This window comes from Collinsella sp. AM09-41 (assembly GCF_003473245.1).
In the GTDB taxonomy this organism is placed as follows: domain Bacteria; phylum Actinomycetota; class Coriobacteriia; order Coriobacteriales; family Coriobacteriaceae; genus Collinsella.
Genome location: NZ_QRMJ01000001.1, coordinates 214,287 through 233,845 on the forward strand (window position 1 = coordinate 214,287; position 19,559 = coordinate 233,845).

Here is a 19,559-nt window from a genome sequence, read left to right on the forward strand (position 1 = left end):
CCTTACCGCGCGACACGTGTGTTACTTGCGCTTGCCGCCGCCGTCGCCGGGACGACGGGAGCTGCCGCCGCGCTTGCCGCCACGATTGTTACCATAGCTGCCACGGTTATCGCGACCGCCGGCACGACCGCCGCGGGAGCCGGCCTGGTTGCCGCCGCGCCCGCCGCGATAGCCGCCACGGCGCTCCTCGCGGGTGTCATCGTAGTTGCGCCAATCATCGCGACGATCGCGGCTGGCACGCGGGTCGCGACGATCACGCGACTCATTCGAACGACCGGAGCCGCTGCGGCCACCGTTGCCACGAGTGCCCTCGCGACGCTCGCCGCCACGGCCGCCCTCGCGACCTCCGCGCTCGTCAAAGCGCTTGCCGCCGCGGGACTCGCCGCCGCGGGTACCACGCTCGTCACGCGAACCACGGCCTTCGCCGCCACGGCGCTCATCGCGCCCGCCGCGCTCGCCATCGCGACCGGAGCGACAACGGTCACCCGAGCCGCGCTTGCCACCGCGCGAGCCACGATCCTCGTCCTCGCGCTCAACACGACGACGACCGCCACGGTCCTCGTCTTCACGACGACGGCGGTGCGCCTCGCCCTGGAACTGCTTGGCACGACGCTCGGCACGGTTGCCGCGCGGGCCCTGCTCAGCAGCACCCCCGCGCTCCTCGGCGGCCACCTCGCGGGCCACGCTCTCCACAGCCTCGTCCACGCGAGCCTGAACGCCCTCGCGCACGCGGGTCTTGCCGCCGCGCTTGGGACGGCTCGGACGCTCGCCGTCGCCGCGACGCTCATCGCGACCGCGGTTGGAACGACCGGCAACATCGCCGTAATCGTCGCCGTTGCGCTTGCCGTCGCGACGCGCCTGCTCAAGTTTCTTCTTGCTCTTGGACTTGCCGCGCTTGGTCTTCTTCTTCACCTTAAAGGCGGCAGGGTCGCGCTCGGGGTCAACCGCGGGCGGGTTGGGGCCCACATGCAGGTCGCCGGCCTCGTAGATGTCGGCGGTCTTGTCCATGAGCTTCTCGATCTCGTAGAACTCATCGACGTCCTGCTCGGTCACAAACGTAATGGCCCAGCCCAGCTCGCCGGCGCGGCCCGTGCGGCCGATGCGGTGAATGTAGTCGGTCGGCTCGGCCGGCACGTCAAAGTTCACGACGTAGCGCACGTCGCTAATGTCGATGCCGCGGGCAAGCACATCGGTTGCCACCAGCACGTCAACGGTGCCGTCGCGGAAGGCCGAGAGCGCGCGCTCGCGCTGGGCCTGGCTGCGGTTGCCGTGGATCGCGGCGGCCTTGATGCCCTTGCGCTCCAGACGACGGCAGCAGCTGTCGGCGCGGTGCTTGGTGCGCATAAAGACGATCGTGCGCTCCGGACCCTCCTTTTTTAGGAACTCGGGCAGCAGGTTGTTCTTGGCCTCAATGGACACCGGGAACACAAACTGGTCGACGGTGTCGGCGGTCGACGTGGCAGGCGCGATCTCCACGCGGGCCGGATCGCTCACCAGGTCGGTGATCTCGCCCACGGCCTCCTCGTCGAGGGTCGCCGAGAACAGCAGCGTCTGGCGCTCGGCCGGCGTCTCGCGCACAATGCGACGGACGGCAGGCAAAAAGCCCATGTCGAGCATGCGGTCGGCCTCGTCGAGTACCAGCACCTTGACCTCGTTCAGGTGGCAAGCGCCCTGCTCAATCAGATCGACCAGACGGCCCGGCGTGGCGACCAGGATGTCGCAGCCGTACTTGAGCGCCGCGGTCTGGGGCTTGTAGCTCACGCCGCCCACGACGGTCACGGCAACATGGCCGGTGACGTCGGCAATCTTGCTGGCGACCTCGTCGATCTGCTGTGCGAGCTCGCGCGTGGGGGTAATGACGAGCATCACGGGGCCGCGACCGTTGCCCTCGGGCTTCTTGGCGCCGCGACGGCGGTTGCGGCCGCCGCGCTCGCGCACGGGCTTGGGCGGAGCAATGTGCTCCAGATTGTTCATGGTCGGCAGCAAGAAGGCGGCCGTCTTGCCGGTGCCGGTCTGAGCGGCGGCAAGCAGGTCGCGGCCCTCGAGCACCACGGGGATCGAGCCGGCCTGCACGGGCGTGGGCGCCGTGTAGCCCAGGTTCTCGATGGCACGAAGCATCTCGTCCGAAAGTCCCAGCTCGTCAAAGGCGGGCAGGTTCTCGGTCGCGGACTCGACGGCCTGGGCAGCATTGGCCTCGTCGGCAGCATCGAAGGCAGCCTGGGTCATGGCCTCGCGGGTCTCGTCCAGAATCTCGGCGTCCGTGACGTCAGATACAGAATTACGCATATGTTGTTGTTCCTTATCTGCACGCGTTATGGGCACGGCATGCAGCCGCGCGGGGCGTGCTTGGTAGTGCGCTAATACATACAAAACAGGTGCGCACAGAGAGGACGTTGCTCAGCACGCTGGCGATCGCTTTGGCAGCCCTATCACGCGCCGTCCAGACGCAGCGGCCCTAAGCGATGGAGCAGATTCGCCGCCGGTTAGTATACCCGCGCTTCGCATGCCCCCACGTAAACCACAGATGACGAGGCGGGTCTGGGCCGATTGTCTCAATCTGTAACAGTTACGAGACAAAACCGGGTCTACACGTTACAGATTGAGACGAACTCAAACATCGCAAAACATAATCTCGATCTGTAACAGTTAGAGGTCATTTTCCCCGCTAGATGTTACAGATCGAGATGTTTGACATGAGCTGCCAACGATTGAGCAGCCACCCTCATCTGTAACGAAATGTCATACATTTCTTTCTATACTGGACACCCCCAGGGGGTATGGGTGTATAGTATCAGCAGGTTAACAATTCAAACACTACGCCGCAGAAAGGAGAAGCCATGGCTCAAGATAAGTTCGACGTGGGCGGCATGACATGCGCCGCCTGCCAGGCGCATGTGGACCGCGCCGTGAGCAAGCTCGACGGCGTCCAAAGCGTCGCGGTCAACCTACTCGCTGGTTCCATGATGGTCGACTATGACCCCGCGCAGGTCACCTCCGACGATATCTGCACCGCCGTCGACCGTGCGGGCTACTCGGCCTCACCCGTCGATGCGGGCACCGGCGCCGCTGGCTCAAACGGCAGCGTGCAAGCCAGGTCCGGCGCCGCCCATATGGAGTCGCCGACCAAAAAGCTGGAGGCCGCCGCCTCTGCCATGCGCACCCGCCTCATCGTCTCGATTGCCTTCCTCATTCCGCTGTTCTACATAGGCATGGGACACATGCTCGGCTGGCCGCTGCCCGGCATCTTCACGGACCACATCCACAGCATGACGCTCGCCCTCACCGAGCTCGTCCTGCTCATCCCCATCGTCTATGTCAACGATGCGTACTTTATCAACGGTTTCAAGTCGCTCGCGCACGGCGCTCCTACCATGGACGCCCTTATTGCCGTGGGCGCCACCGCTTCCGTCGCCTGGTCGCTCTATGCCATGTTCATCATGGCCGACCAGCTGGCCACAGGTCAGGTGCACGAGGCCATGATGACGGGCATGAGCAACCTGTACTTTGAGAGTGCCGGTACGATTCTGTCGCTCGTCACCGTGGGCAAATACCTCGAGACGCGCAGCAAGTCCAAGACCGGCGGCGCCATCGAGGCGCTCATCGACTTGGCACCCAAGACCGCGACCGTCGTGGCAGAGGACGGCAGCGAGACCACCGTCGACGTCGACGCCATCCTTCCCGGCCAGGTCCTGCGCGTGCGCCCCGGCGAGTCTATCCCTGTCGACGGCGTGGTACTCAAGGGAGCGTCGGCCGTGGACGAGAGCGCGCTCACCGGCGAGTCCATCCCCGTGGAAAAGGTCGCCGGCGACACCGTCAACGCCGCCACGGTCAATCGCACCGGCTCGTTTACCTTCCGCGCCACACGCGTGGGCGCCGACACGTCGCTTGCCAAGATCATCCAACTCGTCGAGGACGCCAACGCCACCAAGGCGCCCATCGCCCGCATGGCCGATAAGGTCGCCGGCGTGTTTGTGCCCGTGGTGTTCGTGATTTCGGCCGTGACCTTTGCGGCGTGGATGGCACTGACCGGCAGCATCAACGAGGCGCTCACCTCCGCCGTGGCCGTGCTGGTGATCAGCTGTCCGTGCGCACTGGGCCTGGCCACGCCCGTCGCCATTATGGTGGGCACCGGCAAGGGCGCCGAGATGGGCATTCTGTTTAAGAGCGCCGAGGCGCTGGAGAACCTGCGCAGCGTGGGCACCGTGGTGCTCGATAAGACGGGCACGGTCACCCGCGGCAAGCCTGCCGTGACCGATATCGTGGTAACCACGCGCGCTGACGGCTCGCCCGCCATGAGCGAAAAGGCGCTGCTCAAGCTTGCCGCCACGTTGGAGCGCTCAAGCGAGCACCCGCTGGCCGAGGCGATTATGACCGAGTGCGAGTCGCGCGGAATCGTCGCGCGCATGGTCGAGGACTTTGCCGCCGTACCTGGACGAGGCGTTACGGCGCGCGAGGGACAAAACGTCATCGCTGCCGGCAACGTTCGTCTGATGAGCGAGCTGGGTATCACCGTGCCCGCAGGACTTGCGGAGCGATTTGCCGCCGAGGGCAAAACGCCGCTGTTCTTTGCCAAGAACGACGAGCTTGTCGGCACCATCGCCGTGGCTGACGAGGTCAAAGAAACGAGTGCCGAGGCAATCGCCGCGCTCCGCAAGCTCGGCGTCGATGTGCGCATGCTCACTGGCGACAACCGCGTGACGGCCGAGGCCATCGCCCGCCGCGTGGGACTGAGCAGCGAACAGGTTATCGCCGACGTCCTGCCCGCCGACAAGGAGCGCCACGTGCGCGAGCTGCAGGATGCGGGCAGCAAGGTCGCCATGGTGGGCGACGGCATCAACGACTCCCCCGCCCTGGCGCGCGCCGACGTGGGCCTTGCTATCGGCACCGGCGCCGACATCGCCAAGGAGGGAGCCGACGTAGTACTCATGCGCAGCGACCTCATGGACGTCGCCCGCGCCATCGAGCTTTCGCGCGCCACGATCCGCAACATCAAGCAGGACCTGTTCTGGGCGCTGTTCTACAACGGCATCGGCATTCCGCTGGCGGCGGGCGTGTTCTTCCCGCTCGCCGGATGGCAGCTCTCGCCGATGTTTGGCGCCGCGGCCATGAGCCTGTCGAGCGTCTGCGTCGTAAGCAATGCTCTGCGCCTACGAACCTTTAAGCCCAAGACGGCGCACTGATGCACCCGACCTTGCCCCTCAAACCGTCGCTCGCGTACCCAAGTACGCTTCGCTCCTCTTTCGGGGCAATCTCGGGCACCTCAGCGCACCTTTAAGATGACGCTGTTCACGACTAAACTGTCAGGTAATCTCAATCGATAAGGAGTACACCCATGCGATACACAATCAAGACTTCCGGCCTCATGTGCGGCCACTGCGACGCCACCGTCGAGACGGCGTTGCTCAACGTGGCCGGCGTGACCGACGCCGACGCCGATCACGAAACCCAGACCGTCCAGGTGGAGTGCGCCGACACCGTGACCGCCGAGCAGCTCGCCGCCGCCGTCGAGGGCGCCGGCGAGAAGTTCCACGCCCTGTCCGTAACCGCCGCGTAACGACCCACGCGCACCCCGACCAGAAACGAAGACCCGCCATGATGGCAGACCATAAATCGGTGACCCGCATGCTCAAGACGGCACGCGGTCAGATCGACGGCATCCTGCGGATGGTCGAGGAGGACCGCTACTGCGTCGATATTTCCACGCAGCTCATGGCAACGCAGGCGCTCATTGCGCGCATCAACGCCGACGTGCTCAAGGCGCATATCGAGGGTTGCGTGACCTCGGCAATCGAATCGGGCGACGAAGACCTCAAGGCCGCCAAGCTCGCCGAGATCGAACGCGTCGTCGACAAGCTCTCCAAGTGATTGGGGCATTGGGGACGGACTGCTTTGCACCATCTTGGTGTATCGGGGACAGGCACGTTTACACCACATTGGTGCAGAATAACCTGTCCCCCTTGCTCTAAATCGGGTATAAAGGCGTGCGGCATATCGAATGAAAGGCAATTTGCATGAATGACTTTATGAAGGGTCGCAATGGTGCCGATGAACTCACCATCGTGATGGGTTTTGCCGGCATTGTCATCGCGATGATCGGATCGATAGCCCGCATCCAGTGGCTCAGCTGGATCGCCATCGCCGTCATCGTGATCGGCGTGCTGCGCGGCCTGTCCAAAAACATCGACGCACGTCGCAAGGAGAACGAGGCCTTTGTCGCCGCGACCGCGAACGTCCCCGGCTTGGGCAAGTTCGTCGCCAGCTTGGGCGGTGGAACTGCAGCGGCCAGCACCTCACGCGCAGCCGGCACCAGTAAGGAAGACTTTGAGCGTGCCAAGCGCACGGCCAAGAAGATGTGGAAGGGTCGCAAGACCACGGCATACCTCAAGTGCCCCAACTGCGGCCAGATGCTCTCCGTCCCCAAGGGCAAGGGCAAGATCCGCGTCACCTGTCCCAAGTGCCACGCCAAGATGGAAACCCGCTCCTAGCGCCCGCACGCGGGACAAATTAATCAGGTTTGTTTGTCCCAAATCTTAAGTATTTGTTCGATAAAAAAGCCGAGGCCTCGTGTTGAGACCTCGGCTTTTGCATGCGGCAACGGAGCTGCCCCTTTGTCACATCTACGCCACACCGTCGCGGGCCAGCTCCTCAGCCAGCGCTTCGGCAGGCATGTCCATAATCGCGTCGAGCTCGGCGTCCACCTCGGGAATACGCTTCACCATGAGCTTGCGTACCAGATCACCGCGACACATCACATGCGTCGGCTCACGCAGAGCGCACAGGTCATCGAGCGGATTCTTGCGCGTCACCAGGATATCGGCGGCCTTGCCGCACTCGATCGTACCGGTCTCGCCGCCCAGCCCCAGCAGCTCGGCGTTGACTTGCGTAGCCGTATGCAGCGCGAAGGCGTTGCTCACACCGACATACTTGGCAAAATAGGCAACCTCACGCCACATGTCGTACTGCGTCACGAACGGGCAGCTTGAGTCCGTGCCCAGGCCCACCTTAATGCCAGCTTCCAGTGCGGCACGGGCGCTCTCGATGATGCCCGAGCACACGATGTCGCCGTTCTTCTTTTGTGTATCGGTCGAATGGGTCTTTTCCGGGTCGAGCAATACAAACGGCAGCGCCGGGCTGATCGTGCAGGTCACGCTCGGCGCGCGTCCCTCGAGCTGTGTGCCCGCGGCGCCGCGATACAGCTCCAGGATCTCGGGCGTCATCGGGGCACCGTGCTCGATCGTGTCGACCCCGGCCTCAAGCGCGGCCTTCACGCCCTCGGTGCTCTCGACATGAGCCATAACCGGCAGACCCACCTCGTGCGCCGCCTTGCACGCCGCCGCGGCAACCTCCACCGGCATACGCAGCACGCCCGGCTCGCCCACCTCGGTCGCATCGAACACACCGCCCGTTACGAACAGCTTAATGACGTCGGCGCCGCGCGCATACAGGTCTCGCACCTGCTCGGCTACCTCGACGGGGCTGTTGGCCACCTGGGCGAACAAGCCCGCGCCATGGCCGCCCGGCACCGTGACGCCCGTTCCCGGCGCTACCAGGCGCGGACCCTGATACTTGCCGGCGTCGATAGCGTCGCGCACGGCAATGTCGGCAAACAGCGGGTCGCCCGCGCCGCGCACTGTGGTCACGCCGCTTGCCAGCTGCTGCTGGGCACTGCCTTTGAGGATGTGGCGAACGATGGCGCGGCCCACGGGATTGTCGAGCTTCTTCATCAGCGCGCCCGCATCACCCGCCGAGACCGGCTTGCCCGAACCGCACAGATGCACGTGCATATTGATGAGGCCCGGCATGAGATACGCCCCTGCCAGGTCGATGACCTCGGCCCCTGCTGGAGCTTGGGCCACAGCGCTCGGTCCCATCCAGGTGATGATGCCACGCTCAACAGTCACGGCCATATCGGGTTGCGGCTCCATATGCTCCGAACCATCCAGAATGGTCGCATTGATAAACAACGTGGAACGATCGGCAGATGCCATATCGAGCTCCTCCCTCACGATTAACTTGAACATTTGTCCATTATCACCTAGTCCCGCTGGATTGCTGCAGACGCATCGGTTAACGGAAGGAAGAGGGGATGTGGGGAGACGGAACACGTTGCAGTCCCACCCCAGCGACACCAGGGAAATGTCTCGATCTGTAACAGGTACAGGGTTATTGGGCCCCTTGATGTTACAGATCGAGACATTCGGTCGACGTTTCACCGGCTTGTCTCGATCTGTAACAATTACGAGCTCAAACAACCTCTAAACGTTACAGATCGAGACAAAACCTCTCAGCGCCCATACCACTGGCATCTCCACTCCTCAGCCAATTCAACCTGCCGAGGAATACCCGCCAGCCTCATTTTCTCGACCAGCTTCCCCGGGTCTTTGAGTTCGCTAAACGTAAACCGAAGCACCTTATGCCCGAGCATTGTCAGATGAGATTCCCGCTGACGCTCTGCCACGAATGGGTCAACCGACTCCCGACCCTCGCCGCTCTGCAAGGTGTACTTCCCCTTTCCGTCGAGCTCGCCGATGACACACGTCCCGTCCTCGAGCCGCCAAAAATAGTCGACGCGAAACACCTGGCTCGGATCGAGCGGGTCGCGAAACTCCACCTGCAGCTCCGGAACCGGAAAGCCGTACGCAATAAAGAATGCTCGGAACCGAGACTCGCCGCCGTTTTCAGACAGCCCGTCCGCATACGACGCAATCACCTGTGCCCTGCGATACCCTCGCCTGCCCTCGCAATCGGCGCGGAGGCGCTCGCACAAATCCCCACGTGATACGCCTTTCGCCCGCAGTGCAGAATCGGCAATCGCCAACCCGTAGGAGAACGGCGCACGCAGTAGGCAATCCTCCACCGTGCGCCAAAACGACGTCACCCGCACGCCATCAACATGCTCGAGTGCGCCCGCCATCTGCGGACGCAACAACCTGCACCCGCCGCTCAACGTCACCGAACAACCCGTCTTAACAAGAAAACGCGACCCAAGCAGATCATTCGGCACCTCCAGACCCCACAAAAGCGCCGCGTCATAGCCCCAAAACGCCCAATCGGGATGAAACTCTGCAAGCCCTTTGATGGTACGCAGCGTTCGCTCCGCCGGCGTCAGCGCATCCCAATCATGTTGAAAACAGAACAAATACGGCTCGGGCTCCGCGATATCGTCGGTTCCAACATGACGCCGCAGCCACATGAGCTCGGCATTGTCATGCGTTGCGAGCAGCGCACCTTGCTCGGTCGCCTCCGTGAGTCGCGCGAGCATCCTATTCCGCGCCAACGTGTTGCGAGTCGTATGCTTGTGCTTGAAAACGGTATTAGACACTTCCATCACCACCACATCGGACAAATGGACCATCGTCACCGTTGCCTCCGCCGACAAATGTCTTGATCTGTAACAGGAAGACCGATTTTTGGACTGTAGATGTTACAGATTGAGACATTCCCCCCAGCCAGGTGCCAAACGTCTCGATCTGTAACAGTTAGACGTTCTCCAGGCCCCTAAACGTTACAGATTTAGACATAAAGACAGAGGGCAAGGCAGGCGACAACCGCCCATCCTCTACCCCCACTCCTGCTCGTAGATGTTGAGCGACTTTACGTACCGCCCCTGGGCGCCCATGATGTCGCGGACCAGACGCAAGAAGAAGCTGATGCACGAGGTGTCAAAGCCGTCCTGCAGGTCCTCCGGATGCACCGCACCCGGCCCATCGACCGCCGTATCGCTCAGCCGCGCGATGTCATACAGGTAGAGCTGTCCCGCCGTAAGCCAGACATCGTCGACGCAGGCGAGGCGCACCGCAATCGCGCCGTCACTCCAGTGCTCCTTCTGCACGATATGCGGATCGTAGACATCAAAGCGATGATCGGTGCGCGTGTCCTTCAGCACGACCATGCCGGACGCAGGATTCTTGTCCAAAATGCCAAAGCGCGAGAAATACTGCGTGTCGCGTACCTGCTCGAGCCGCTTGAGCGAGGCAGGCGAAAGCGATGCCGGCGGCTCGTCAACATACAGCTCGAGCAGCGTTTTGCCATGGCGATAGGGGCGCTCAAACAGCAGCCAATCGGTAAACGCCATGTTGTAGGCCATGATTTCGTTTTGCGAAGGCTCAGTGCAATAGCTGAGCCACGGGTCGACAATGATCTCGAACTGTTCGCGCGCCGGCTCCAGGAATTGAAACTTCCGCAGCATCCAAAAGTGAGCCATGTCGGCAATATCGTTGCCGACGGCTTCGGCTAGCTCTGCTCGGTCAAAAGCGTGGTCAGTCATGGCATCCTCCTCAAACTGATGGACCTCAATTTGAGCTTACGAGGAAGGTGGGCAGCCACGACCAGCGCGGGCAAAATAGGCCTCCGACTGCAAACCAGATACTGACCAAACACTTGACGAAAAGCTTGATCGAAAATGCGCACCGCAACAAAACCGCAGGTAGACATAGACGGCCAACCCGCCCTTTTGAGCCAGATGCCCGCAGCCACCACAGAAACAACAGGTGACCACAGCCCGAGAAGTCGACAAATGAACATCCGTACGTCGACAAACGAGCAAACTGCTCGCAAATCCGCAAGGAGTGTCCCCGAGTGCCGACAGAAAAGGAACGTCCCTAACTGCCGGCACTTAGGGACGTTCCTTTTGTGCCGGCAGTTAGGGACAGCCCTTTCCGATTCGATTGTTGAGTATCTCCGTGACTACTTTACAGTTCCAGCGCGTCGGCGACTTCGGCTGCGCAGGCCAGGGCATCGGCCATGGCGTTCACCACGAGCGAGCTGCCGTTGCGGGCATCACCCGCCACATACACCGGCACGGCATCCGCAGCAACACCATCCACGCGGGCCGCAAGGTGCGAGCCCTCGGAAGCCATCACGGGCAGCGGGCGGCCCGCCGTGGCAACGGGCACGCCGACAGCTTCGAACACGCTGTGTTCCGGACCCGTAAAGCCACAGGCGATGAGCACCAGCTGCGCCGGCACCTCGTGCTCGGAGCCCGCAATGCGTTCGGGCTTGCCGGCCGACCAATCCAGATCGACCACGCGCAGACCCGCAGCCGCGCCCTTCTTGTCCAGCAGCACCTCGAGCGTGTCCACGCCCCAAGCGCGCATCTCGCCGCCCATGGCAGCGATAGCCTCCTGCTGGCCGTAGTCGGTCTTCTTCACGTTGGGCCACTGCGGCCAGGGGTTGCCTGCCGCGCGCTTATCGGGCGCAGCCGGCAAGAACTCAAACTGGCGCACGCTGCGCGCGCCCTGACGCACGGCGGTACCCACGCAGTCGTTTCCAGTATCGCCACCGCCAATGACCACGACGTCCAGGCCGCGCGCGTTCACCGCGGGCTTGCCGCCATCGAGCACCGAGACGGTCGAAGCCGTCAGGTAGTCCACGGCATACACCACGCCCGGGGCATCAATGTTCGCAGCCGAAAGTCCACGCGGAGCACGGGCGCCGGCAGCCACCACGGCGGCGTCAAAGTCGTCGAGCCTGGCGGTAACCTTGGGATCGCTCACGTCGGCGCCCAGCTCGAACACAATACCCAGCTCGCGCATGAGCGCCACACGACGCTCGACCACAGACTTCTCGAGCTTCATGTTGGGAATGCCGTACATGAGCAGGCCGCCCGGTCGGTCGTCGCGCTCAAACACCGTCACGCGGGCACCGCGACGTGCAAGCTCCCATGCGGCCACCAGGCCAGCCGGTCCAGAACCAACCACGGCGACCGTGGGCGCATCCTCCCCCGCCGGCTCAAAGCGGCGCGGACCGCCGCTGGCCCACTCATGGTCGCTGATCGCACGTTCGTTGTCATGGATCGTCGTGGGCTGGCCATCGACCGAACCCAGGTTGCACGCGGCCTCGCACAGCGCCGGGCACACGCGACTCGTAAACTCGGGCATGGGCGAGGTGAGCGACAGGCGCTCGGCCGCCTCGTCCCAGCGGCCGCGGTACACCAACTCATTCCACTCGGGAATCAGGTTGTGCAGCGGGCAGCCGCTCGGGCGTGCCTTGCCAAAGCTCGCGCCCATCTGGCAAAACGCCACGCCGCACATCATGCAGCGGCTCGCCTGGGCACGGCGTGCATCGTCGTCAAGCTCCACGTACAGCGGATCGAAATCGCGGCTGCGCTCCTCCACGGGGCGAAGCTCGTGGGTCACGCGATCGATATCAAGAAAAGCACCGGGCTTACCCATAGCACTTACGCCTCCTTCTTGGTCGAAGCAACAGAGCTGGCGGCCACGGACGCAGCACCCGCAGCACCGCCCGCAATATCGAAGCGAGCGACATCCGCGGCGCTCGCGCGACCGGTCACAATGTCAAACGCCAGCTCCTCTGCCTGCGCATGTGTCTTGCCGGCAGCCTCGCTCGCAGCGACAATCGCCAGCACACGCTCGTACTCGGTCGGAATGACCTTCACAAAGTGCTTGCTCATCGTCTCAAAGCTGTAGAGCAGCTTGATGCCGCGCGGGCTCTGCGTCGCGTCCACGTGCTCCTGGATGAGCTCGCGAATCTGCGCCAGCTCGCCGGCAGTCGGGGCCTTGAGCTCAACGCTCTCGTGGTTCACGCGGGCATCGAGCGTGCCGTACTGGTCAAAGACATAAGCCACGCCACCCGTCATGCCGGCAGCGAAGTTCTGCCCGACCTCGCCCAGGATGAGCGCCAGGCCACCCGTCATGTACTCGCAACCGTGGTTGCCGCAACCCTCGACCACCACGGTGGCACCGGAGTTGCGTACGCCAAAGCGCTGGCCCGCCAGACCGTTAATGAAGCCGCGGCCGCTCGTAGCGCCAAAGAACGCAACGTTGCCCACAATGATGTTCTCGTCGAACTTGTAGGTCGCATGCGGGTTGGGGCGCACAGACACCTCGCCGCCCGAAAGGCCCTTGCCAAAGTAGTCGTTGGCGTCACCGCACACGTTGAGCGTAATGCCGCGCGGCAGGAAGGCGCCAAAGCTCTGACCGGCCGAACCATCGCAATCGATGGTGATGGAGCCGGCGGGCAGGCCCTCGGGATGAGCCTTGGTCACCGCGTTGCCCAGGATGGTGCCCACGCAGCGGTTGACGTTGGCGATATCGGCGCGGAAACGAATCGGACGCAGGTGCGCACGGGCATCGGCCGTATAGGGCACAAACAACGTGGAGTCGAGCGTCTTATCGAGCTCGCTGTCCGCAGCCATCTGCGGCAGGAAGTGGCGACCGTCGGCGCCCGGAATATGGGCACCGAACTCGCAGGTCGCGCTCGCCAGCACGGGCGACAGATCGAGCAGGTTTGCTTTGCGGTTGCCCGGGACCTCGATCTGGCGTAAGCACTCGGGATGGCCGACCATCTCGTCGACGGTGCGGAAGCCCAGGCTCGCCATGACCTCGCGCAGTTGCTCGGCAACAAAGAGCATAAAGTGCTCGACGTGCTCTGGCTTGCCGCGGAAGCCGCGACGCAGGCGGCAGTTTTGCGTAGCGATGCCGGCGGGGCAGGTATCCTGCTGGCAGTCGCGCTGCATGAGGCAGCCCATAGAGATGAGCGGCATGGTCGCAAAGCCAAACTCCTCGGCACCCAGCAGGCAGGCGACGGCGACATCGGTGCCGTCCATGAGCTTGCCGTCGGCCTCGAGCACTACGCGCGAGCGCAGGCCGTTTTGCAGCAGCGTCTGCTGGGCCTCGGCAAGACCGAGCTCCAGCGGCAGACCCGCGTGCCAGATCGAATCGCGAGCAGCGGCACCCGAGCCGCCGTTGTGGCCGCTGATCAAGATCTTGTCGGCAGCGCCCTTGGCAACACCAGTGGCGATGGTGCCGACGCCGGCCTCGCTGACCAGCTTGACCGACACGCGCGCGCCGGGGTTGGCGTTCTTAAGGTCAAAGATCAGCTCTGCCAGGTCCTCGATGGAGTAGATGTCGTGGTGCGGCGGAGGCGAGATCAGGCCGATACCGGGCGTGGACTGACGGACCTCGGCAATCCAGGGGTAGACCTTCTTGCCGGGCAGGTGGCCACCCTCGCCGGGCTTGGCGCCCTGGGCCATCTTGATCTGAATCTCGAAGGCGCTGCACAGGTAGCGGCTCGTCACGCCAAAGCGCGCACTTGCCACCTGCTTGATCGCGGAGTTCTTGGAGTCGCCGTTGGCCAGCGGGGTCTCGCGACGCGGATCCTCACCGCCCTCGCCCGAGTTGGAACGGCCGTGTAGGCGGTTCATGGCGATGGCCATGCACTCGTGTGCCTCTTTGCTGATGGAGCCATACGACATGGCGCCGGTGTTAAAGCGGCGGACGATGTTGAGCGCGGGCTCGACCTCGTCGAGTGCCACCGGCGTGCGACCGTTGGCATTAAAGTCGAGCAAGTCGCGCAGGCGCACGGCACGGCCGGTGCGGTGCAGGCGGGCGCTGTACTCCTTAAAGGTGTCGTAGCTGTCCTCGCGGCAGGCGGTCTGCAGCAGGTAGACAGTCTGAGGGTCGATCAGGTGATCCTCGCCGCCGAGCGGGCGCCACTTGGTCAGGCCCAGTGTGGGCAGCTGATCGGGAGCCGGGCTCTTAAGGATGGCGAGTGCGGCGTCGTAGCGCTCATTCTGCTCGCGCTCGACGTCCTCGACACCCATACCGCCCACACGGCTCACCGTGCCGGCAAAGTACGCGTTAACAAACTCCGGGGTAAAGCCCACGGCCTCGAAGATTTGCGCCGAATGGTAGCTCTGCACCGTGGAGATGCCCATCTTGGACATAATGGAGACGATGCCAGCGGTCGCAGCCCTGTTGTAATTGGCGATGCCCTGCTCGGCCGTCACGTCCAGATCGCCGCGCGCCGCCAGATCGCGGATGCACGCATGCGCGTTATACGGATAGATGCCGCTCGCGGAGTAACCCACCAGTGCCGCAAAGTCGTGCGGGGACACGGCATCGCCGCACTCCACCACGATGTCGGCAAAGGTACGCACGCCGGCGCGGATCAGGTGGTTGTGCACGCAGCCCACGGCAAGCAGCGACGGCACGGGTACCTCGCCCGCTCCGGCACGATCGCTCAACACCACGATGTTCACGCCGTCGCGGACCGCAGCCTCAACGTCCTCTGCAAGCTGCTTGAGCGCAGCCTGCAGCGCGCCCTCGCCGGCATCGCGGCGGTACACGGCACGGAAACGGCGGGTCTTAAAGCCCACGCGGTCGATGGCACAGATACGCTCGAACTCCTCCTCGTTCAGCAGTGGGCGCTCCAAGCGCACCAGCTGGCAGGCCGTACGAGAGTCCTCGAGCAGGTTGCCGTGGTTGCCCAGGTAGAGCGTGGTCGAGGTGACCATATGCTCGCGAAGGGCGTCGATGGGCGGGTTCGTGACCTGAGCGAACAGCTGATAGAAATAGTCGTAGAAGGAGCGCGTCTTCTTGGACAGGCAGGCCAGCGGCGCATCGATGCCCATCGAGGCGAGCGGCGCCTTGCCCTGCTGGGCCATGGGACGCACAACCTCGTCAACATCATCCCAGTGATACCCGAGCTTAGCCATGCGCACGGCGGCGGGCACCTCGGCGTCCTCGGCGGGCGTTGCCGTGGCAGGCCTATCGAGCGCGTCGACGGTCAGCGTCTCCTCGGCAATCCAATCACGGTAGGGCTTTTCCTTGGCGTAACGGGCGCGCAGCTCGTCGTTGTAGATCACGCGGCCGCGGGCAAAATCGACCTCGAGCATCTGGCCCGGCCCCAGACAGCCGCTCGTCAGGATGTTCTCGGGGCTCACCTCGATGGTGCCCACCTCGCTTGCCAGCATAAAGCGACCGTCGCGCGTCACATAGTAGCGGGCGGGGCGCAGGCCGTTACGGTCGAGGGCGGCGCCCAGCGTGCGACCGTCGGTAAAGGCGATGGCTGCCGGGCCATCCCACGGCTCCATGAGCATGGACTGGTAAGCGTCGTAGGCGCGGCGCTCCTCACTCAGGCTGTCGTTGTGGTCCCACGGCTCGGGCAGCAACATGGACGCGGCACGCGTGAGCGGACGACCGTTCATGACCAGGAACTCAAGCACGTTATCCAGAATCGCGGAATCGGATCCCTCGCGGTTGATGATAGGCATCACGCGCTCAAGATCGTGCTGCAGCACGGGGCTGTACAGGTTGGGCTCGCGGGCGCGAATCCAGTTGACGTTGCCCTTGAGGGTGTTGATCTCGCCGTTATGGATGATAAAGCGGTTGGGGTGCGCGCGCTCCCAGCTGGGCGTGGTGTTGGTGGAGTAGCGCGAGTGGACGAGCGCCACGGCCGTCTTGACGGCGGCGTCGTTGAGGTCGATGAAGAAGCGGCGCATCTGCGTGGCGACGAGCATGCCCTTGTACACGATAGTGCGCGAGCTCATGGAGCAGACGTAGAAGATCTTGTCGCGCAGGGCAAACTCGGCATCGGCCTTCTTCTCGATAGTGCGACGGCACACGTACAGGCGACGCTCGAAGGCATCGCCGGCGGGCGTGTCGTCGGGGCGGCCCAGAAAGGCTTGCAGAATGGTGGGCATGCAGGCGCGTGCCGTCTCGCCCAAGTCGTGCGGGTCGACGGGCACCTCGCGCCAAAAGAGCAGCGGCACGCCGGCCTCGGCGCAGCCCTCCTCAAACACGCGACGGGCATCCTCTACGCCCTTGTCGTCCTGCGGGAAGAACAGCATGGCCACGCCATAGTCGCCCTCTGCCGGCAGAATCTGGCCGCACTTTTGAGCCTCTTTGCGGAAAAAGTGATGCGGAACCTGGAACAGGATACCGGCACCGTCGCCGGTGTTCTTCTCGAGTCCCGTACCGCCGCGGTGCTCCAAGTTGACCAGAATGGACAGTGCATCGTCCAGAATCTGGTGATGGCGCTCACCGTTGATATCGGCAAGCGCGCCGATGCCACATGCATCGTGGTCGAATTCGGGGCGATAAAGGCCCTGCTGCTGAGCGGAATCTGCCTGCATCGCGATCCTCCCCTAGATATTTAGACAGTCAGTTGAATAGGCATAGTAGGGGCATCGGGGCGTCGTTGTGTTTCCCGCCCGTTTCGAAACAATCGCGTAACGCACACCTTACGAGTGGGCACCGCCGACCTCAAGGGCGAAAACATAGGCCCCAAGTTCGACCTGCAAACTCACCTCTTCATACATCTCAATCTGTAACAGTAAGACCCAATTTCGACGACTAACTGTTACAGATTGAGATGTTTTCGAGAGACGGTTCCAAATGTCTCAATCTGTAACATGAAGGGCCGGTTTTTGCAGCTAACTGTTACAGATCGAGATTTTCCATAGGACCATTTCTTCCTGTCTCGATCTGTAACACCTAGGCCCAATTTCCATCCCTAGTTGTTACAGATCGAGACATTTCGGCAGCCCCCTTTCACCATCCCATTCAAATACAACAATTTTGTTAGTCTTGGTTAACTTTTAAGGTTAAAACGGGTATCCTTTGCGGCGTCAAGCAAACGGCACGCACACCGTGCCAGATCAAGGAGGCCCCTATGGCGCACCAAGCAGACCAGCAGACGATGCAACTCGTCCTTATCCGTCACGGAGAGTCCGAGTGGAACAAGCTCAACCTGTTCACCGGCTGGACCGATGTTGAGCTCACCGACACGGGCCGCGAAGAAGCCGCAGCAGGCGGTCGAGCCCTCAAAGAAGCCGGTTTCGACTTTGACGTCTGCTGCACTTCGCGCCTCAAGCGCGCAATCCACACCCTCAACATCGTGCTCGGCCAAATGGATCGCGAGTGGCTGCCCGTCATCAAATCCTGGAAGCTCAACGAGCGCCACTACGGAGCGTTGCAGGGTCTCAACAAGGCCGATGCCGCGGCGGAGCACGGCGACGAGCAGGTGCTCATCTGGCGCCGCTCCTTCGATATCTGCCCGCCGGCACTCGAGCCGAACGACGCGCGCGATCCCCACACCCAGGAGCAATACCGTGATGTCGCGCCTGATCAGCTGCCCTATACCGAATGCCTCAAGGACACGATCGCCCGCGCCTGGCCCTATTTCGAAGACGAGATTCGCCCCCAGATGCTCGCCGGCAAGCGCGTACTCATCGCCGCACACGGCAACTCCCTGCGCTCACTCGTCATGAAGCTCGAACACCTCACGCCCGAGGAGATCCTCAAGGTCAACATCCCCACCGGCGTGCCGCTCGTCTACACCTTCGATACCGATTTCAATGTCCTCGACAAGCGCTACATCGGCGACCCGGCGACCATCGCCGCCAAGATCGACGCCGTGGCCAATCAGGGCAAAGCACACAAGTAGCCCCAACCCAAAACCGACGCGTGGCGCCGCACGGCCCAGATGTGACGTCACGCCGCCCATACACAGGAGCGCACCATGCTCAACCATCTCAAACAACACTTTGGTTCCCGGCGCACCGGCGGTCACGGAGGCCTAGACATTGCGCGGCATATCGGCCCCGGGCTGCTCGTGACCGTCGGCTTTATCGACCCGGGCAACTGGGCCTCCAATATGGCCGCGGGCTCGCAGTTTGGCTACGCGCTGCTGTGGATCGTCACGCTGTCCACGATTATGCTCATCGTGCTGCAGCACAACGCGGCGCACTTGGGCATCGCCACGGGCGCCTGCCTTGCCGAGGCCACGACACGTTACCTCCCCCGCTTCGTCGGGCGTACGGTGCTCGCCAGCGCCTATCTCGCGACCATCGCCACCGCCATGGCCGAAGTCCTGGGCGGCGCGATTGCCCTTCAAATGCTCTTTGGGCTGCCCGTGCGCGCGGGCTGCGTCATCGTGGCGGCAGTATCGATGGCGATGCTCATGACGAACTCCTACAAGCATGCCGAACGCTGGATCATCGCCTTCGTAGGCGTGGTAGGACTCTCGTTTTTGGCCGAGCTTGCACTAGTCAAGGTCGACTGGCCGCAAGCCGCCACAAGCTGGATCACGCCCAGTATGCCCACTGGCTCTGCCGCGATTATCGTGAGTGTCCTGGGTGCGGTCGTTATGCCCCACAACCTTTTTCTGCACTCCGAGGTCATCCAATCCATGCACTTCGAAGGCCAAGGCGAGCAGGTTATCGAGGAACGTCTGCGCTATGAGCTCTTCGACACGCTCTTTTCGATGGGCGTGGGCTGGGCAATCAACTCGGCCATGGTCATCCTGGCCGCAACGACCTTCTTTGCGCACGGCATTGTCGTAGACGACCTCGCCGTCGCAGCGGACACACTCTCCCCCATTCTGGGCCCGGCGAGCTCGACCATCTTTGCGGTAGCACTGCTGTTTGCGGGCATATCGAGTAGTGTGACGGCGGGCATGGCGGCGGGCACCATCACCGCGGGCATGTTCGACGAGGAATACGACATCCACGACCGACATTCCTCGATCGGGGTGGCGGCCTGTTTCGTCGGCGCAGTGACGGCGTGCCTGGTCGTCCCAAATCCTTTTGAAGGTCTCATCTGGAGTCAGGCGCTGCTGTCGCTTCAGCTGCCGATTACGGTCTTTGTGCTCATACGGCTCACCAGCTCACGCCGCGTCATGGGCAAATATGCCAATTCGCGCCCGCTCAACGCGCTGCTCGTAGGGATCGGTGCCATCGTGACGATTCTCGATGTCGTGTTGTTGACAGGGATGTAATGGGACGGGGCACCTACCCAGGCAAACGTCTCGATCTG

General features: G+C 63.0%; 12 protein-coding genes. 6 read left to right on the plus strand and 6 right to left on the minus strand.

All coding sequences use genetic code 11. The annotated features are described in order from the left end of the window. Window positions 1-21: 21 nt before the first annotated feature. Window positions 22-2,286, minus strand: a complete 2,265-nt coding sequence (locus tag DW112_RS00870) for a DEAD/DEAH box helicase (RefSeq protein ID WP_118328153.1) — start codon at window positions 2,284-2,286, stop codon at window positions 22-24. A 551-nt stretch (window positions 2,287-2,837) separates the two neighbouring features. On the opposite strand from DW112_RS00870, the gene DW112_RS00875 reads away from it, so the two are divergent. The 4 genes from DW112_RS00875 (at window position 2,838) to DW112_RS00890 (ending at window position 6,485) form a co-directional block, all read left to right on the plus strand. Further along, on the plus strand, window positions 2,838-5,180 hold the full coding sequence (locus DW112_RS00875; RefSeq protein WP_118328154.1) for a cation-translocating P-type ATPase: 2,343 nt from the start codon (window positions 2,838-2,840) through the stop codon (window positions 5,178-5,180). A gap of 152 nt (window positions 5,181-5,332) precedes the next feature. Continuing rightward, on the plus strand, window positions 5,333-5,554 hold the full coding sequence (locus tag DW112_RS00880) for a heavy-metal-associated domain-containing protein (RefSeq protein ID WP_006235338.1): 222 nt from the start codon (window positions 5,333-5,335) through the stop codon (window positions 5,552-5,554). Between the two features lie 38 nt (window positions 5,555-5,592). Then, window positions 5,593-5,865 (plus strand): metal-sensing transcriptional repressor, encoded by a 273-nt coding sequence (locus tag DW112_RS00885; protein ID WP_006235337.1) that lies wholly within the window; start codon window positions 5,593-5,595, stop codon window positions 5,863-5,865. Window positions 5,866-6,011: 146 nt separating this feature from the next. Further along, window positions 6,012-6,485 (plus strand): hypothetical protein, encoded by a 474-nt coding sequence (locus DW112_RS00890; RefSeq protein ID WP_117817218.1) that lies wholly within the window; start codon window positions 6,012-6,014, stop codon window positions 6,483-6,485. Between the two features lie 132 nt (window positions 6,486-6,617). Here the strand turns inward: DW112_RS00890 and DW112_RS00895 are convergent, their stop codons facing one another. The 5 genes from DW112_RS00895 to gltB form a co-directional block, all read right to left on the minus strand. Then, the gene (locus tag DW112_RS00895; protein ID WP_233545832.1) at window positions 6,618-7,988 is read right to left on the minus strand and encodes an amidohydrolase family protein; all 1,371 of its coding nucleotides are present in this window, start codon (window positions 7,986-7,988) and stop codon (window positions 6,618-6,620) included. A 296-nt stretch (window positions 7,989-8,284) separates the two neighbouring features. Continuing rightward, window positions 8,285-9,361 carry a hypothetical protein gene (locus DW112_RS00900; RefSeq protein WP_147351822.1) on the minus strand — a complete coding sequence of 359 codons (1,077 nt, stop codon included), beginning with the start codon at window positions 9,359-9,361 and terminating at the stop codon, window positions 8,285-8,287. Window positions 9,362-9,559: 198 nt separating this feature from the next. Next, window positions 9,560-10,267 (minus strand): hypothetical protein, encoded by a 708-nt coding sequence (locus DW112_RS00905; protein WP_117797457.1) that lies wholly within the window; start codon window positions 10,265-10,267, stop codon window positions 9,560-9,562. Between the two features lie 424 nt (window positions 10,268-10,691). Then, window positions 10,692-12,173, minus strand: coding sequence for a glutamate synthase subunit beta (locus DW112_RS00910; protein ID WP_118328157.1), 1,482 nt, complete (start codon window positions 12,171-12,173; stop codon window positions 10,692-10,694). A 5-nt stretch (window positions 12,174-12,178) separates the two neighbouring features. Next, window positions 12,179-16,876, minus strand: a complete 4,698-nt coding sequence (gltB, locus tag DW112_RS00915) for a glutamate synthase large subunit (protein ID WP_118328158.1) — start codon at window positions 16,874-16,876, stop codon at window positions 12,179-12,181. Window positions 16,877-17,442: 566 nt separating this feature from the next. On the opposite strand from gltB, the gene gpmA reads away from it, so the two are divergent. Both gpmA and DW112_RS00925 read left to right on the plus strand, forming a co-directional pair. After that, the gene (gene gpmA, locus DW112_RS00920; protein WP_199585301.1) at window positions 17,443-18,189 is read left to right on the plus strand and encodes a 2,3-diphosphoglycerate-dependent phosphoglycerate mutase; all 747 of its coding nucleotides are present in this window, start codon (window positions 17,443-17,445) and stop codon (window positions 18,187-18,189) included. 75 nt (window positions 18,190-18,264) lie between these two features. After that, the gene (locus DW112_RS00925; RefSeq protein WP_118328160.1) at window positions 18,265-19,521 is read left to right on the plus strand and encodes an Nramp family divalent metal transporter; all 1,257 of its coding nucleotides are present in this window, start codon (window positions 18,265-18,267) and stop codon (window positions 19,519-19,521) included. The last annotated feature ends 38 nt before the right edge of the window (window positions 19,522-19,559 follow it).

Coding starts and splice junctions, on each gene's coding strand:
- DW112_RS00875 (WP_118328154.1), top strand. CDS start 2,838: ATGGCTCAAGATAAGTTCGACGTGGGCGGCATGACATGCGCCGCCTGC.
- DW112_RS00925 (WP_118328160.1), top strand. CDS start 18,265: ATGCTCAACCATCTCAAACAACACTTTGGTTCCCGGCGCACCGGCGGT.
- DW112_RS00880 (WP_006235338.1), top strand. CDS start 5,333: ATGCGATACACAATCAAGACTTCCGGCCTCATGTGCGGCCACTGCGAC.
- DW112_RS00890 (WP_117817218.1), top strand. CDS start 6,012: ATGAATGACTTTATGAAGGGTCGCAATGGTGCCGATGAACTCACCATC.
- DW112_RS00885 (WP_006235337.1), top strand. CDS start 5,593: ATGATGGCAGACCATAAATCGGTGACCCGCATGCTCAAGACGGCACGC.
- DW112_RS00870 (WP_118328153.1), bottom strand. CDS start 2,286: ATGCGTAATTCTGTATCTGACGTCACGGACGCCGAGATTCTGGACGAG.
- DW112_RS00905 (WP_117797457.1), bottom strand. CDS start 10,267: ATGACTGACCACGCTTTTGACCGAGCAGAGCTAGCCGAAGCCGTCGGC.
- gltB (WP_118328158.1), bottom strand. CDS start 16,876: ATGCAGGCAGATTCCGCTCAGCAGCAGGGCCTTTATCGCCCCGAATTC.
- DW112_RS00910 (WP_118328157.1), bottom strand. CDS start 12,173: ATGGGTAAGCCCGGTGCTTTTCTTGATATCGATCGCGTGACCCACGAG.
- DW112_RS00895 (WP_233545832.1), bottom strand. CDS start 7,988: ATGGCATCTGCCGATCGTTCCACGTTGTTTATCAATGCGACCATTCTG.
- gpmA (WP_199585301.1), top strand. CDS start 17,443: ATGCAACTCGTCCTTATCCGTCACGGAGAGTCCGAGTGGAACAAGCTC.